Annotated in this window: 11 protein-coding genes; 1 reads left to right on the forward strand and 10 read right to left on the reverse strand. The window is 57.3% G+C overall.

The genetic code is table 11. The annotated features are described in order from the left end of the window. The first annotated feature begins 186 nt into the window (after positions 1-186). Positions 187-2,265, forward strand: coding sequence for a M13-type metalloendopeptidase (locus tag OZX64_RS06330; RefSeq protein WP_277172125.1), 2,079 nt, complete (start codon positions 187-189; stop codon positions 2,263-2,265). 243 nt (positions 2,266-2,508) lie between these two features. Here OZX64_RS06330 and OZX64_RS06335 read toward each other — a convergent pair whose 3' ends face one another. The 10 genes from OZX64_RS06335 to prmC all read right to left on the reverse strand — a co-directional run bounded on the left by OZX64_RS06335 (position 2,509) and on the right by prmC (position 14,907). Then, a complete protein-coding gene (locus OZX64_RS06335) occupies positions 2,509-3,159 on the reverse strand; it encodes a single-stranded DNA-binding protein (RefSeq protein ID WP_277172127.1) in 651 nt (216 codons plus the stop codon). Positions 3,160-3,764: 605 nt separating this feature from the next. Next, on the reverse strand, positions 3,765-4,616 hold the full coding sequence (locus tag OZX64_RS06340; RefSeq protein ID WP_277172129.1) for a 3-hydroxyacyl-CoA dehydrogenase: 852 nt from the start codon (positions 4,614-4,616) through the stop codon (positions 3,765-3,767). 249 nt (positions 4,617-4,865) lie between these two features. Further along, a complete protein-coding gene (locus tag OZX64_RS06345; protein ID WP_277175010.1) occupies positions 4,866-6,680 on the reverse strand; it encodes a proline--tRNA ligase in 1,815 nt (604 codons plus the stop codon). 391 nt (positions 6,681-7,071) lie between these two features. Continuing rightward, positions 7,072-8,487: a PIF1 family DEAD/DEAH box helicase gene (locus tag OZX64_RS06350; protein ID WP_277172131.1), complete on the reverse strand. Its 1,416-nt coding sequence runs from the start codon at positions 8,485-8,487 to the stop codon at positions 7,072-7,074. A gap of 164 nt (positions 8,488-8,651) precedes the next feature. Continuing rightward, positions 8,652-9,302, reverse strand: a complete 651-nt coding sequence (gene orn, locus OZX64_RS06355; RefSeq protein WP_277172133.1) for an oligoribonuclease — start codon at positions 9,300-9,302, stop codon at positions 8,652-8,654. 77 nt (positions 9,303-9,379) lie between these two features. Further along, entirely contained in the window at positions 9,380-9,874 is a 495-nt protein-coding gene (locus OZX64_RS06360) for a hypothetical protein (RefSeq protein ID WP_277172135.1), read from the reverse strand. A 377-nt stretch (positions 9,875-10,251) separates the two neighbouring features. Further along, complete coding sequence (gene guaB, locus OZX64_RS06365; protein ID WP_277157067.1) at positions 10,252-11,802, reverse strand: IMP dehydrogenase; 1,551 nt, start codon at positions 11,800-11,802, stop codon at positions 10,252-10,254. A 48-nt stretch (positions 11,803-11,850) separates the two neighbouring features. Then, positions 11,851-12,999 (reverse strand): MraY family glycosyltransferase, encoded by a 1,149-nt coding sequence (locus OZX64_RS06370; RefSeq protein WP_277157066.1) that lies wholly within the window; start codon positions 12,997-12,999, stop codon positions 11,851-11,853. Beyond that, the gene (locus OZX64_RS06375) at positions 12,996-13,658 is read right to left on the reverse strand and encodes an L-threonylcarbamoyladenylate synthase (protein ID WP_277172137.1); all 663 of its coding nucleotides are present in this window, start codon (positions 13,656-13,658) and stop codon (positions 12,996-12,998) included. The genes OZX64_RS06370 and OZX64_RS06375 overlap by 4 nt, the downstream gene beginning before the upstream one ends. A gap of 181 nt (positions 13,659-13,839) precedes the next feature. Next, positions 13,840-14,907: a peptide chain release factor N(5)-glutamine methyltransferase gene (gene prmC / locus OZX64_RS06380; RefSeq protein WP_277172139.1), complete on the reverse strand. Its 1,068-nt coding sequence runs from the start codon at positions 14,905-14,907 to the stop codon at positions 13,840-13,842. Between the last annotated feature and the right edge of the window lie 21 nt (positions 14,908-14,928).

Raw genomic sequence — 14,928 nt, forward strand, 5'->3', positions numbered from 1 at the left:
AAATCGCCTAGTGGCGTTCCCCTTCAACGACTAAGAGGTTCAACAGATAAAAGCAAAAGCTATTCCTTCATAGCTAATCGAGAATTACGGACCAAGCATAACAGAAGCAAAAACCGACACGGTTTAGCGCGATTTCCCTTTCATACCACGCTACTTCTTGTCAACAAACGCCGATACAGTAGAGCCATGTCTACACCTTTGATTTCAGGCCTTGATACGACCTCATTCTCCAGCACCATCAGCCCCGGCGACGACCTGTTCCGTTTCGTCAACGGCCCGTGGATCGACACCTACGAACTGCCGGATGACCGTTCGCGCTACGGCGCTTTCGACAAGCTCGCCGAAGACTCGGAAAGCCAGGTTCGCGACATTCTCGAAGACGAGCACTGCCCTGCGCACAAGTCCCAAAGCCTCTACCACGCATTCCTTGATACCGATGCCATCGAAGCCGCTGGCATCAGCCCCATCAAGGACGCGCTCGACCGCATCGACCATGCCGCCGACAAGTCGGAACTGACAAAAGCACTAGGTGGCTTGAGCACGGTCGGCGGCCCCGACTTCTTCGATTGCGGCGTCTACGGCGACCCCGGCGACCCGGAGCACAACATCCTGCACATCGAGCAGGGCGGTATCGGTCTGCCCGACGAAGCCTACTATCGAGAAGACCACTACGCGCCGATCCGCGAGCAATACGTGCACATGGTGGCGAAGCTCCTGATGCTCGCCGGCTATGGAGACAGCGCGAAATCCGAAGCAGATGCCAAGCGCTTCCTGGAGGTCGAGACCAAGATCGCCTCGAACCATTGGGACAACGTAGCCACCAGGGACTCGCAGAAAACCTATAACCCCACTGATTTCGCGGATCTCACCTCGGCGCTCTCGCACTACGATATCGTTGCATGGATTGAGGCATGGCAAGAAGCTTACAACGCTCTGCCGGCCTCAAAAACCCAACCCTTGGACCTTAAAGCCGCATTCAGGCGCACCATCGTGCATGAGCCGAGCTTCCTTTCCGGATTCGACAAGTTCTGGGACCTCAGCGAGCTCGAGGATCTGAAGCTTTGGGCACGAGTGACGATGATCAGCGCAGCGGCGAGCACGCTGAGCAGGGATTTCGACAAGACCCAGTTCGATTTCTACGGCCGTGTGCTCTCAGGCGCCAAGCAGCAGCGTGACCGTTGGAAGCGCGGCGTCTCACTGGTCAACGGTATCTGCGGCGAAGAAGTGGGACGCGAATACGTCCGTCTTCACTTCCCCGAAAACTCCAAGAAACGGATGGAACAGCTGGTCTCCAACATCATCGAAGGCTATCGCGTCTCCATCTCCGGGAGCAACTGGCTCGGCGAGGCGACCAAGGCGAAGGCGCTTGAAAAGCTCTCGAAATTCACCCCGATGATCGGCTACACCAACCATTGGCGCGACTACACCGCTCTTGACATCAAGCCCGAAATGAGCCTGATGGAGGATCTCAACGCGGCGGTCGCCTATGAAACGGGCTTCCAGTTCTCGAAGATCGGCCAGGTCGTGGACCGTGAGGAATGGCTGATGAACCCGCAGACCGTCAATGCCTACTACGAGCCGTCCATGAACGTCATCGTCTTCCCTGCAGCCATTCTGCAACCCCCGTTCTTCAACCCGGATGCCGATGACGCCGCAAACTACGGAGGTATCGGCGCGGTCATCGGCCACGAGATCGGGCACGGATTCGACGACCAGGGCAGCCAGTACGACGGCGACGGCAAGCTCAACGACTGGTGGAGCGCAGACGACAAGGCGAACTTCCAGAAACTCACCACGGCACTGATCAACCAGTACAACGGATTTATCCCCTCTCAGCTTCAGGAGAAGTACGCCGATGATCTGAGCCAAGCCCCACACGTCAACGGCGCGTTGACCATCGGCGAGAACATCGGCGATTTGAGCGGCGTCAACATCAGCCTCAAGGCTTACGCTTTCGCACTGGACAAGGCCGCCGGCCGTACCATCGACGGTTCGCCGGAAGCGGTCGCGGCATCGCTGACGAGCGCTCCGGAAATCGAGGGATACACCGGACTGCAGCGTTTCTTCCTAAGCTATGCCTCTATCTGGCGCACCGCGCAACGCGAGGAGCTTACGGAACAGTATCTGCAGATCGATCCTCACTCTCCCGCCGAATTCCGCACCAACGGCATCGTGCGCAACGTCGACCTCTATTACCGGGCATTCGATGTCAAGCCCGAAAACAAGCTGTGGCTGGCACCTGAACAGCGCGTATCCATCTGGTAGGTTAAAGACCGCAACTACTAGACGGGCAGCAAAACTCTTCATCCAGGCTGATGGAGGCGACGGCCGGAATGTTACCAAAACGTTCCGGCCGTTTTGTCATTCACGAGTCCTTCTTATCCAACCGGCAAACCGACCACACGAAATCCACGTCGGACCTTTTGCAAAACAGCCGCCAGCGCAATCATCTCGTCATTGCTCTTCGCCGAACCGACCAGCAATAAGCCATTGTGCATCAAGAGCAGCCTAGCCGACCGATGCCACCAAACGATCAGCCGTTGCATGTCCCTCAAACACCTCACTGGCATCCCACGGGTCTTCACCCGCCCCATCACCGGTTGAACCATGGTTGTGCCCTGAAGCCCCACCGGCTGCCGCGCCACCCTGCCGATCATCCGGCTTTTCGCCGTCATCGCCGTCATCGCCGCCGCCCGACACAGAAGCAGACCCGCCTTCCCCAACGCCTGCTTCATGCTGAGACTGCACCGGTCGAGGAGAATCCGCTTCATGCGTGCCCTCCTGCCCCTTGGCACCTGGTCTCACCCTCTGGAAAACGGAGATGCCGAAGCTCAGGTCATGGCCTACGCTGGTCGCTTCCATCACCATTCTGCTGTGTTTGGTGCCGTCCCGGGTCCACTCCTCGGTCGCCAGATTTCCGGTGGCGATGACCGGATCGCCCTTCTTGAGGCTGGAAAGCACGTTTTCGGCCAGTTGGCGGAACACCTTGACATTGATCCATGTCGTTGGCCTGTCCCGCCATTCGTTGACTGCGGGATTGAAATATCTCGTCGTGCAACCTATCCTGAACGATGCGGCAGCCGGACCTCCCTCCCTGCCGAAACTCTGCGGGTTCGCACCCATGAATCCTGAAATCGTCACCGTACCTTGCTGTGCCATCGGCTCTGCTCCCTTGCGAAATAATTTCGTCTGTTTGTGGACCGCGAGGAACGCAACCGATATGGAACCAGGTCATATTTATGACCAAACCACAACGTTGAAACCAGCTCGGACGTGCCCCGCGGTTCTTCCAGTATGCGCAACGAAACCAATGGTTTGCAAGCCGAAACGGGTCCTGTGGTCGAACGTCCGGGGTCCCGGCGTGTTGTGGACGGAATGTGGATGAAAAAGACAGTATCCACAGCGAAATCCGAAATGCGAATAACGAGACATACAACTGCACGGCCCGAAACAATGCGACACCCCTCAAGTCAGCCTGCAGAACCAAGAAACGAAGAAGCGCCACGAAGCCCGGCCCTCGCTAAAGATGAAATACTGCTAAATATACATTGCACATGCCACCATAAAAACTAGACATGCAAGGCCGACGAAAACAAAACTACGCAATCAACAGTTGTGGCGCCGCGTAGCAATCGGCACGCAGCGCCACAACCCGATAAGGATGGAAACCAATCACATAACTTCCGCGTCATTCGGATTTCGACATCGCCCAACCCTGATCTGCACGGGCTTTGCGAACGACGCGGACACAGTTACGCAACCACTCAGTCATAGTCATAGAAACCATGACCGGCGATCTTGCCCATGCGGCCCTTGTCGATGTAATCCTCCTTCAGACGGCGAGCGAACTCCTTCTTGACCGGATCGGTGGCGTCCTTGTTGAGGTTGTAGGGGGTCATCATGCCGACGGTGTCGTAGATTTGGAACGGGCCGGAGGGGGCACCGGTGGCGATACGCCAGGTCTTGTCGATGTCCTCGAACGACGCCACGTCGCGGACCCACAGGTCGGCTGCGGCGTCGAGCAGCGGCACCAGCAACGAGTTGAGCACATAGCCCGGCTGCTCCTTCTTGATGCGGATCGGGACCATGCCGATCTCTTCGGCGAACTTGGCGACTTCCTCGAAGACAGCCGGATCGGTCTTAGGCTGCACCATCACCTCGCCGGTATTGTACTTCCACACCTCGTTGGCGAAATGCAGGCACAGGAATTTCTCAGGACGATCGGTGAACGGCGCGATCTTGCTCGGCGGCAAGGTCGAGGAATTGGTGCAGAAAATCGTTTTGGCCGGCGCGTTCTCGCTGACCTTCTTCCACGTATCCTGCTTGATGTCAAGACGCTCCGGAACCGCTTCGATGACGATATCGGCATCCTTGAGAGCCTCCTTGATGTCGGCCGTCGTACGGATACGAGAGACTGCGGCATCGAGCTTCTCATCGGTCGCATCCTTGACATCGTGCCTGTAGTTGTCCTTGAGCTGTTCCCAACGGGCCGGCAGTTTGGCCAGAATCTCGTCGCTGATATCGTAGGCGGTCGCATTCTTGCCGCTGTACGCTGATTGGAAAATAATCTGGGATCCGAGAGTACCGGTGCCCAAAACCGTTAGATTCTGCATCATTGCCTTCTTTGTTCGGGTGCCTCAACCTATAACAGGCCAAACACATCGTTTTAATAGGGAATATTATCGGCAGACCGTCAATGGTTTACCTTTTCCTTAGGATTCATCATACATTATCTTCAACGATAAAAGACGGGCAATCATACAAAAAACAAGTGATATTCCATACATCTATAGGCCAAATACAACGTGGCGGCCTGTCCGGGATATCCAGGACAGACCGCCAACGACATCAGGCCGGTAAAACCGTTAGCACTTGGCCTGATACCGTTGCGCCAGCGTATCCGCGGCCTTGTCTGCCGGCACCTTCACCGCGTTATCGCCATTGCGATCGCGCACCTCGATGGTGCCGTCGTTCAGGTAATCGCGGCCGACCACGGCGATCAGCGGCACACCGAGCAGCTCGGCATCCTTGAACTTGACGCCGGGCGAGACCTTCTTGCGGTCGTCGTAGATGACTTCGAGCCCCTTGGCCTCAAGCTCTTCGACCAGCTTCTCGGCACCATCGAACGCCTCATCTTTCTTGCCGGTGGCCACAACGTGCACCGCGGCAGGAGCGATGTTGACCGGCCACGCCAAGCCCTTCTCATCGTGATGAGTTTCGGCGATGCAGGCCATGACGCGCGAGACGCCGATGCCATAGCTACCCATCCACACCGGAACCGCCTTGCCATTCTGGTTCAAGACCTTCAGGCCAAGAGCCTCGGAATACTTGAGACCGAGCTGGAATACCTGTCCGATCTCCACGCCACGCTCGAAGCTCAGCGGACCGGAGCCGTCCGGGCTCATGTCGCCATCACGAACTTCAGTCGCTTCGACGGTGCCATCGGCCTTGAAATCACGGCCATAAACCATGTCGAAGGCATCCACACCGAGCTTGTCGCCGCCGGTGACCCAAGCCGAGCCCTCGGCGATATGCGCGTCGACCAGATAGCGCACCGGATCCTTGATAGTCGAACCTTCGACGCGCGCCTGCGGACCAAGCACGTTCGGCCCGATATAGCCCTTTACCAGTTCCGGATGCGCCTTCAAATCGGCCTCGTTGGCCTCTTCGATCTCGGCAGGGGCGAACTGCGCCTCCAGCCTCTTCATATCGACCTGGCGGTCGCCGGGCAGCGCCACGACGACGACTTCGCGCCAAGGCTTGCGATGCTCTTCGTTCTCGTCATCCGGCTCACCCGGATGCTTCACCGCGATAACTACGTTCTTCAGCATATCCGTATCGGCCCATTGACGGCCATCCTCGCGCGGATACAGCTTGTTGCACTGCGCGACCATCTCGTCAATGCTGCCCGCATCCGGCAGATCCTTGAGGCTCATCGCCGGGGTCTTGGAGCAATCGACAGCCGGTACCTCGGGAGTGGTCAGCGCCTCGACGTTCCACGCCTTGCCGCTCGGGGCCTTGGCGAAAGTGTCCTCGCCGATAGCCATCGGGGAAAGGAACTCCTGCGATTCGAAGCCGCCCATGGGTCCGGAAACCGCGTGCACCATGATGTAGCCCAAGTCCAAGCGCTGGAAGATGCGCTCGTAGGCGTCGCGCTCCTCGACGTAGGCCTTCTTCAGACCTTCCTCGTCGATAGTGAAGGAATAGCCGTCCTCCATGATGAACTCGCGGCCGCGCACCAGCCCTGCACGCGGGCGGAACTCGTCGCGGTACTTGGTCTGAATCTGGTAGAGCGTGACCGGCAGATCCTTGTATGAGGAATACATGTCCTTCACCAACAGGGTGAACATTTCCTCGTGTGTCGGAGCCAGCAGATAATCGGCTTCATGGCGATCCTTCAGGCGGAAGATGTTCTCGCCGTATTCCTCCCAACGGTGCGTGGCCTCGTACGGCTCTTTGGGCAGCAGAGCCGGGAAATGGACTTCCTGGCCGCCGATGCCGTCGACCTCTTCACGGACCACAGCCTCGATTTTATTGAGAACTTTCAGACCCAGCGGCAGCCAGGTCCAGATACCGGGAGCGGCCTTGCGGATATAGCCCGCGCGTTGGAGAAGACGTGCCGAATCAACGTCGGCGTCGGCGGGGTCCTCGCGCAGCGTGCGCAGGAACATGGTGGACATACGAAGTGCTTTTGTCATGGTTCCTAAATTATTCGCGCGAGCCGACATTGGCAACGTTTGGCCTGCCAATGAATCACCTGAATCATCGTTGAACCGATCCCGTGTTGATTGACGATACCTCGCATCTCCTGATACCTGTGATATCAGCGGCTTCCATACCATATAGCATCATTCGAAGTCCAAACCGGCAACCGACCGCTTCATCGAATCGGTTATTCGGCAAGACGTACCATCGAAATTATCGTAATGCATTGCCGGTGAAACGGAATCCTTCAGCTCAATGTGCTCCGATGCAGCAATCAAGCAATACAACATATCCCTGCAACGAGAAAGATTTCATGCAGGAAGGTTTCAACGGGTCAAACCATCTTCACCGATATCGTTGAACCATTCAGAACAACTCGTCCTGGGCGAACTCATCGTCGCCGTCGGGCAATTGGCCGGATGCCTGCTTGGTGAAGGCTTCGGTCCCCTCGGCTTCAAGGCGGGCGCAAGAGGCTTTGGAATTGTCGCGCAACTGACCGTCCAGCAAGACGGCATCAGGCGAGACCATGAACGCGCGTTCGCTGATGTCATCAAGATAGAGCCCATCGAGATTCTCCACTCGCGAAAGCGCAACGTAGCCCATGCCCGGCGCGAAGGTGCGGCGCAGGTTCATCACGGCGCGATCGAGCGTCATACCCTGTGACTTGTGGATGGTGATGGCCCACGCGCAACGCAATGGCACTTGTTTGACACTGGCCAGTATGGTTTCGCCGTCCATCATGTCCCACGAAGCCTGCTTCATGGTCACGGTATTGCCGTTTTCGAAGGCGACGATGGGCCAACCGCCTTTGGCCTGCGAGACGAAGCCCTCCACTTTGCCGATCGAACCGTTGACATACTGATGATCGGCGTCATTGCGTAAGGCCATCACGGCCGCACCGGTTTTGAGCTCAAGCTTTTCAGGAGCGAGCATGTTCTTTTTGAGACGTTTGACCAAGTCCGACGGTCCCGCCGACTCGGCAACATATTCGTGGGTTTCATCGTGAATCTGCGAAAGCCGCAGATCGTTCAACGTGTCGGCCTGCTTGTTGACAGGGAACAGATGAACGGCCACTTCCCCATCAGCCGGCGACTTGCCCATACGTTCGGCGAGCACATCGTGATCTTCCTGGGTGACGCCGCCCTCACGGATGTCGGTAAGGACGGTGAGCAATTGGCCATCGTCCTGACGGTGCTGTTCGGTGAGATAGCAGACCACTGGGTTAAGTTCGTCCCAGACCAACGATTCGGTGACGAAGCCATCGGCGTCCTTGCCTGCATCGGCATAGCGCTGACGGGACATGAGGAATTCGGGGCTCGGCGGCAATGCGTCACGTCCACGGAATGATTTACGAACCGGCGGCAACTGGAAGAAATCACCGGAAAGCACGACCTGCAGGCCGCCGAACGGCTCCGGGCTGTGCCGCAACGCCCGGCAGACGTCATCGACCATGTCGAACAGCCATGCGGGCAGCATCGAGACCTCATCGATGACGAGGATATCGGCTGCCTCGATCTTACGTTTGCGGCGTGCACGGATGCGCTTCATCAAGGCCTGCGTCATCACCTGCGAGACACCGACACCGCTCCATGAATGGATGGTCTGACCGTTGATGTGCGTGGCGGCGATGCCGGTCGAAGCGGTTACGGCAACAGAAGCACCTTGAGCACGGGCCGAACGAATGAACTCGTTCAAGACATAGGTCTTACCGGCACCAGGAGCACCGGTGATGAACGCGTTCGCCCCCGCGCCGAGAATCGTCAGCGCTTCCGCCTGTTTCATGCCGTTCCTGCTTTCCCAGCCTGTTCATTATCCATATATCGAGGCTGCGATGAAAATCAGCGAATCCGCGTAATAATCCTGATTTTCATCGCATCTTCATTTGAGCTTGCGATGAAAATCACCGAAAACCGATCTAAACACTGATTTTCATCGCAGATGCCGCATCACTCGGCGTTGAGGCTCGTTTCCACAATGTGCTTGCAAATGGCCTTGGCCTGCGCCTCGTCAGGGCCGGGAACCGGAGCCATGAAGGCCTCGCGGTAGTAGCGCAGTTCGTCGAGCGACTCTATGATGTCGTCAAGCGCACGATGACCACCGTTCTTGGGCGGACGGTTCATATAGACCGCCGGATACCAGCGACGAGCCAGCTCCTTCAAAGTACTCACATCCACGCTGCGATAATGCAGATGGCTCATGAGGTTCGGCATGTAATGGTCGAGGTACTTCTTGTCGCTGCCGATGGTGTTGCCGGCGAGCAGCGGCTTGACCCCTTCGGGCGTGAAGCGGGCGACGTACTCGGTGACCTTCTTTTCGGCATCGGCAAGGCTCAGGCCATGCTCCCATTCCTTGATCAGCCCGGAGCGGGTGTGCATCGCGCGCACAAAGTCACCCATGTGGTCGACAGCTTTCTGCGACGGCTTGATGACGTAGTCCACACCCTCATCGAGCACTTTCAGATTGAAGTCGGTCGGCACTACGGAGACCTCGACCAGCTCGTCGCCGCCGAAGATATCGAGGCCGGTCATCTCGCAATCGATCCAGATCAGGCGGGAACCCTCCGCCGTATACGTCTCGTCATCCTGAGCATTCACCATAATTCGTTCCCCTTTACATTAGACCACAGAACACTACAGGCTATCGCATGCTTATGACGGATAACCAATAAATTTATTTATTTCCCAGGATTCTCAATTGCGCCTTTTCCATAAATTGAGGCTGCAATACCTCCAATAGCCAAAACAGCAGTTCCTCCGATTATTTTAATCATATTCAATAAAAACTGTTTATTTTGACTATCTTTGTCAGACATCATTTGAAGAACGGTCATCATCGCAGCTATATATTTATCTCGCTGCTCATCGCTCATGTCTCCTTTTGTCAAGTCGGCATTTAACTGATCAATCACCGCATTGCATCCAGTATAGAAAGCTTCTACACTTTGAGAATTATCGTCCAGCGACTTAGATTGAAGTTCCTTGGCGCTCTTCATTATCTCAATTGATGTTTTTGTAAATTCCGGAAACTGCTTCAACGCAGAGATTGCAACAGCCGGGTCCATTTGCGGAATTGTTGAGACAAAAGCCATTATCTTGTCTTTTGACATATGCCGAAAATCCGGAATATCTAATTTCTTTAAAACCTGCTGTTCCGTATAGCCTTTTGCCATTTTAATTCCTTTTCAATGTCAGCAAATATCGCAACCATCAATCAACAATTAAGAATACAAAAGTGGTTGGGCAGGGATATGCGATATTCAAGCGCAAGCTTGTCCCACCGGCCCGGAAGATGCCTCAGCATTGTATATCCCAGTCCTACCACTCAACCTTTAATTGTTCTATCCGCTTCTAAGCCAGGCCCCGAACGCCATTAGCATCTAAAACAACACCACACATTTTACGTTGTCTTAGCGCTCTAATCGTTGAGTGGTGGGGCTGGGATATGCGATGCTGTGGCATAAAGCTTGGCCTACCGGCCTGGAGGGTGCCTCAGCATTGTATATCCCAGCCCCACCACGTCAGTTGCAGGAGGCTGAGCGACTGAAAATCACTCGTTGTGGAAACCGCTGTAGTTCGGGGCTTCGGCGGTCATCACGATGTCGTGCGGGTGCGATTCGCGCAGGCCGGCCGTGGTGATACGCACGAAGCGGCCCTTCTCGGCCATCTCCTTGATGTTGTGCGCGCCGATGTAGAACATCGACTGATGCAGGCCGCCGATGAGCTGGTAGAGCACCGCATTGAGGGAACCGCGATACGGCACCTCGCCTTCGACGCCCTCCGGGATGACTTTGTCGTTGCTGGTGACGTCGGCCTGGAAGTAGCGGTCCTTGGAGTAGGACTTCTTGCCGCGCGGGGCCATCGCGCCGAGCGAGCCCATGCCGCGGTAGAGCTTGTACTGCTTGCCGTGCAGGAAGACCTTCTCGCCCGGGGTCTCGTCGCAGCCGGCGAGCGCGCCGCCAAGCATGACCGTCGAGGCACCGGCCACCAAAGCCTTGGCGATGTCGCCGGAATAATGGATGCCACCGTCGGCGATGCAGGGCACACCGGCCGCACGGCAGACCTGAGCCGCGTCATAGACGGCGGTGAGCTGCGGGACGCCGACACCGGCGACCACGCGGGTGGTGCAGATGGAACCTGGACCGACACCGACCTTGACGGCATCGACACCGGCATCGATCATGGCCTGGGCGCCGGAGGCGGTCGCCACATTGCCGCCGATGATCTGCACGCCGTTGAAGGCGCGGTCCGACTTCAAGCGCTTGATCATGTCAAGGGCAAGATGGGCTTCGCCGTTGGCGGTATCGACAACGAGCACGTCGACGCCGGCCTCCATCAGGGCGCTGGCACGTGCCCACGCATCGCCCAGGAAGCCGATGCCAGCGGCCACGCGCAGACGGCCCTGGTCGTCCTTGGTGGCGTCCGGGTACTGTTCGGTCTTCACGAAGTCCTTGACGGTGATCAGGCCGGCGAGCTTGCCGTCCTTGTCGACCAATGGCAGCTTTTCGACCTTGTGCTTGGCGAGCAGGTCGTGCGCGTCTTCGCGGGAGATGTCGGCAGGGCCGGTGATAAGCCCTTCCTTGGTCATCACGTCACGAACCTTGAGCTTGTCGTAATCCGAAGCGGGGATGAAACGCATGTCACGGTTGGTGATGATGCCGAGCAGCTTGTTGTCGTTGTCGACGACAGGAAGGCCTGAAATATGGAAACGGCCACACAGCTTGTCGAGATCGGCAAGGGTGGCCTCGGGATTGACGGTGAGTGGGTCGGTGATCATACCCGATTCGCTGCGCTTGACGATATCGACCTGCGAGGCCTGATCGTCGATGGAAAGGTTGCGGTGCAGCACGCCGATGCCGCCGTTGCGCGCCATGGCAATGGCCATGTCGGATTCGGTGACGGTGTCCATGGCCGCCGAGATGGCGGGGACCTTCATGGTGATTTCGCGTGTCAGATGCGTAGTCGTATCGACCTGCGAGGGAATGACATCAGTCTCGTTGGGAAGCAACAAGACATCGTCATATGCCAAGCCCATCTTTGCAAAGATAGGAGGTAGAGGATTGTAGGATGACTGGATATCAGATTGTGAGTTAATAGCCATATCACAACTATATGGGCGTGGGGTGACGAGCGGCACCACGAGTTGCGATTATTGCTGTTTCCGGGAATGTCGCGCGTTTCGCGCGTGCGTATCCTCTTCCTTTTGCAGTTCAAGCCACCGCCGCATCAGATACGGGGACAGCGTGCAGATCGTCAGGATCACGGCGGCGACGATCATGCCGATGGCCACATATTGCCAGCGCAGGAACAGAATCATGATCGAACCGAAGGAAATCAGCGCCGCCCATCCCCAAAGAATCAGCACAGCGCCTTGGACGCTGTGCCCGATACGCAGCATCCGGTGATGCAAATGCATACGGTCGGGATGCATCGGCGATTGGCCTTTGCTCAGGCGACGGACGATGGCCAGGCACATGTCGAGCACGGGCAGGAACAGCACCAGAATCGGCAACAGAATCGGCATGAACGCCGGCAGATAGAGGCTGGTATGCACGGAAGCTGGGTCAAGATGTCCGGTCATGATGATCGAGGCGCAGGTAATCATATAGCCCAGGAGCATCGAGCCGGAGTCCCCCATGAAGAGTTTGGCCGGATGCCAGTTATGCAGCAAAAAGCCGACGCAGATGCCGACCAAAGCGACGTCGAGCAACGTGGCCATCGACGCGTAACTCGGTGTGGCACGGGCGATGACATAGGAGTAGACGGCGAACGCGATGCCGCCGATGGCGACGATGCCGGAAGCGAGGCCGTCAAGCCCGTCGACGAAGTTGACCGCATTGATCGAGGCGACAATCAGAAAAGCCGTGATGGCCATGGAAATGCTTGGGGAAGCGGTGACCAGCGAGCCGAACGGCAGAAAGATGATCTGTACGCCGCCCCACGCCACGAACACGGAAATCAAAAGCTGCCCGGCAAGTTTGAGCATCCAATCCAAGTCCCATAAATCGTCCGCCACCCCCAACAGGCAAATCAGCACGGCACCGGCAAGGACGACCCACGCCTGATACGAACCGGCGAAAAGGCCTGAGATGAAAGGCATTTTGCTGGCGAAGACAATCGAGACCACCAGCCCAATGAGCATCGCCACCCCGCCCATTCGTGGGGTCGGCACCTTGTGCACATCACGGGCGCGGACCTCCCCCACCGCTCCGATCTCGATGGCCAGATGACGAACCAAGGGGGTGACCAGCCATGTGGCTCCTCCCGCAATCGCGGCGATGAACAGGTAGACTCTCACGCGTTCAGACTCCCGCCTTCGGCGCCTTGGAGCACGGCACGCACCTGGGCTGCTCTGATGACACCTTCACGAACGATCGAAATCCCGTCACGTTCGTTCGGATCGGCGGCGACCACAGTGCTGGCGACATGGCTCACCGTAGGCCCGCCGTCAAGATAGAGATCGACGTCGTCGCCAAGCGCCGCAACGGCTTCCTCAACACTTTGCGGGCTTTGACCACCACTGCGGTTCGCGCTGGAACAGGCCAAAGGCCCGGTGGCACGCAAGGTTCTGAGACAGGCGTCGGAATCGGGTACACGCACGGCCTGGGTTTTGCTGCCGTTCATCTCATCGCGCAACGTGACCAGTTTCGACCCCGCCTGCGCCACGGCAATCGGCGAAAACGCACCGGGCAGAAAAGCCTTGGCGAGCCTGTCCAGCGGAACCGGCAGATAAAGGTCGAGTCCTTCAAGATCATCGGTTGACGAAAGCAATATCTGCAACGCCTTATTGCGGGGGCGACGCTTCGCCTCGTAGATACGGCTTACGGCTTCAGCGCTGAACGGACTTGCGGCGACCCCGTAGACCGTATCGGTCGGCAATACGACAAGCCCGCCGTCTTTGACGATTCGGGCCGCCAAAGCCAGGGATCCATCATCGATTGCACGCACGTCACTCATATTGCCTCCGCCTTATCAAGTATGCCTTAATTGCACCATTGCGCCCCGACTTCACCAACAACACTACAGAGTCGACGACAATCCGCAGGGATTCGTCAAGCGTTTTACCGTGTCGTTCTGCAGCTGCCCCGGAATCGATTCCTGCATTCGCCGATATGGCGACTCTGGGCAATGAAGAAAACTATGCTTTGATGGCGAAAAGATAACGGGGCCTGCCGGTGAAGTCTTCGCCGGTATGCGCCGTGCGGAAACCGTGGGCTCTGGCGAAGTCGGCAAGCAACCCGGCCTGCGAGATGTCATGCTCCATCACCAACGCCCCGCCGCTGCGCAACAGCTTCGCCGCTCGCAGGATGATCAGCTCGGGAATATCGGTTCCGTCCGCCGATCCGCCATAGAGAGCCATGTTCGGTTCGTGCTCACGCACCTCAGGCTGTTCGGGAATCTGGTCGAGCGGCACGTAAGGCGGGTTGGTGACCACTGCATCAACGGTGCCGTCCAATCGCGAAAGCATCACGGCATTCGTGGCATCGGCGTGGAAGAGGTGATAGTTATAACCCGCCAGCGAATGGTCTTTGAAGACCTTTTGCTCGTTACGTTTCGTCCATTTCAGGGCTTCTTCGTCCTTTTCCACGGCCCAGACCTCGCTGCCCGACACCTCGGTGACCAGCGAGAGGCCAATCGCCCCGCTGCCTGCGCACAGATCGACCAGACGGCTCGGCTTGATATGTTCGCGCGTCAGCCAGTCGATGGCCGCCTGCACCACGGTTTCGGTTTCAGGACGTGGAATGAAGACGCCCGGACCGACCTCAAGATCAAGATAGCGGAAGGGGGCGTGACCGACGATATATTGCAATGGCTCGCGTTGCTTGCGCCTGGCCAGCATAACCGCGAAACGGCGGATTGCGGCATCGTCGGCATTGGCCTGCCGCTCCCCCACAGCTTGAGAGGCATGGCCGTCCGCGGATTCGCCCGGTTCAAGGCCTTCGTCGCCTTCGCCTTTGTCCGGCTCTTCATCAATAGGCATTACATCAGGATTGTCTGCCGATTCCTTGTCGGCATCCGACCTGACCTTGCTATGCAACGGCGTATTCAACAATATCGATTTCTCGACGTCGGCCGGCTCGACCCCGAACGCTTCGGCCAACAATAATTTGGCATCATTGCGCGGCGTATCGATACCGGCAACCTTCAGCCAATCCGTTGCCTGTGCCAAAATCTCAGAAGTCGAACGAGCCGTGTTTTCCGCCATTGACTACCCTTCTTACCGCTT

The organism is Bifidobacterium sp. ESL0704, assembly GCF_029392075.1.
GTDB lineage: Bacteria > Actinomycetota > Actinomycetes > Actinomycetales > Bifidobacteriaceae > Bifidobacterium.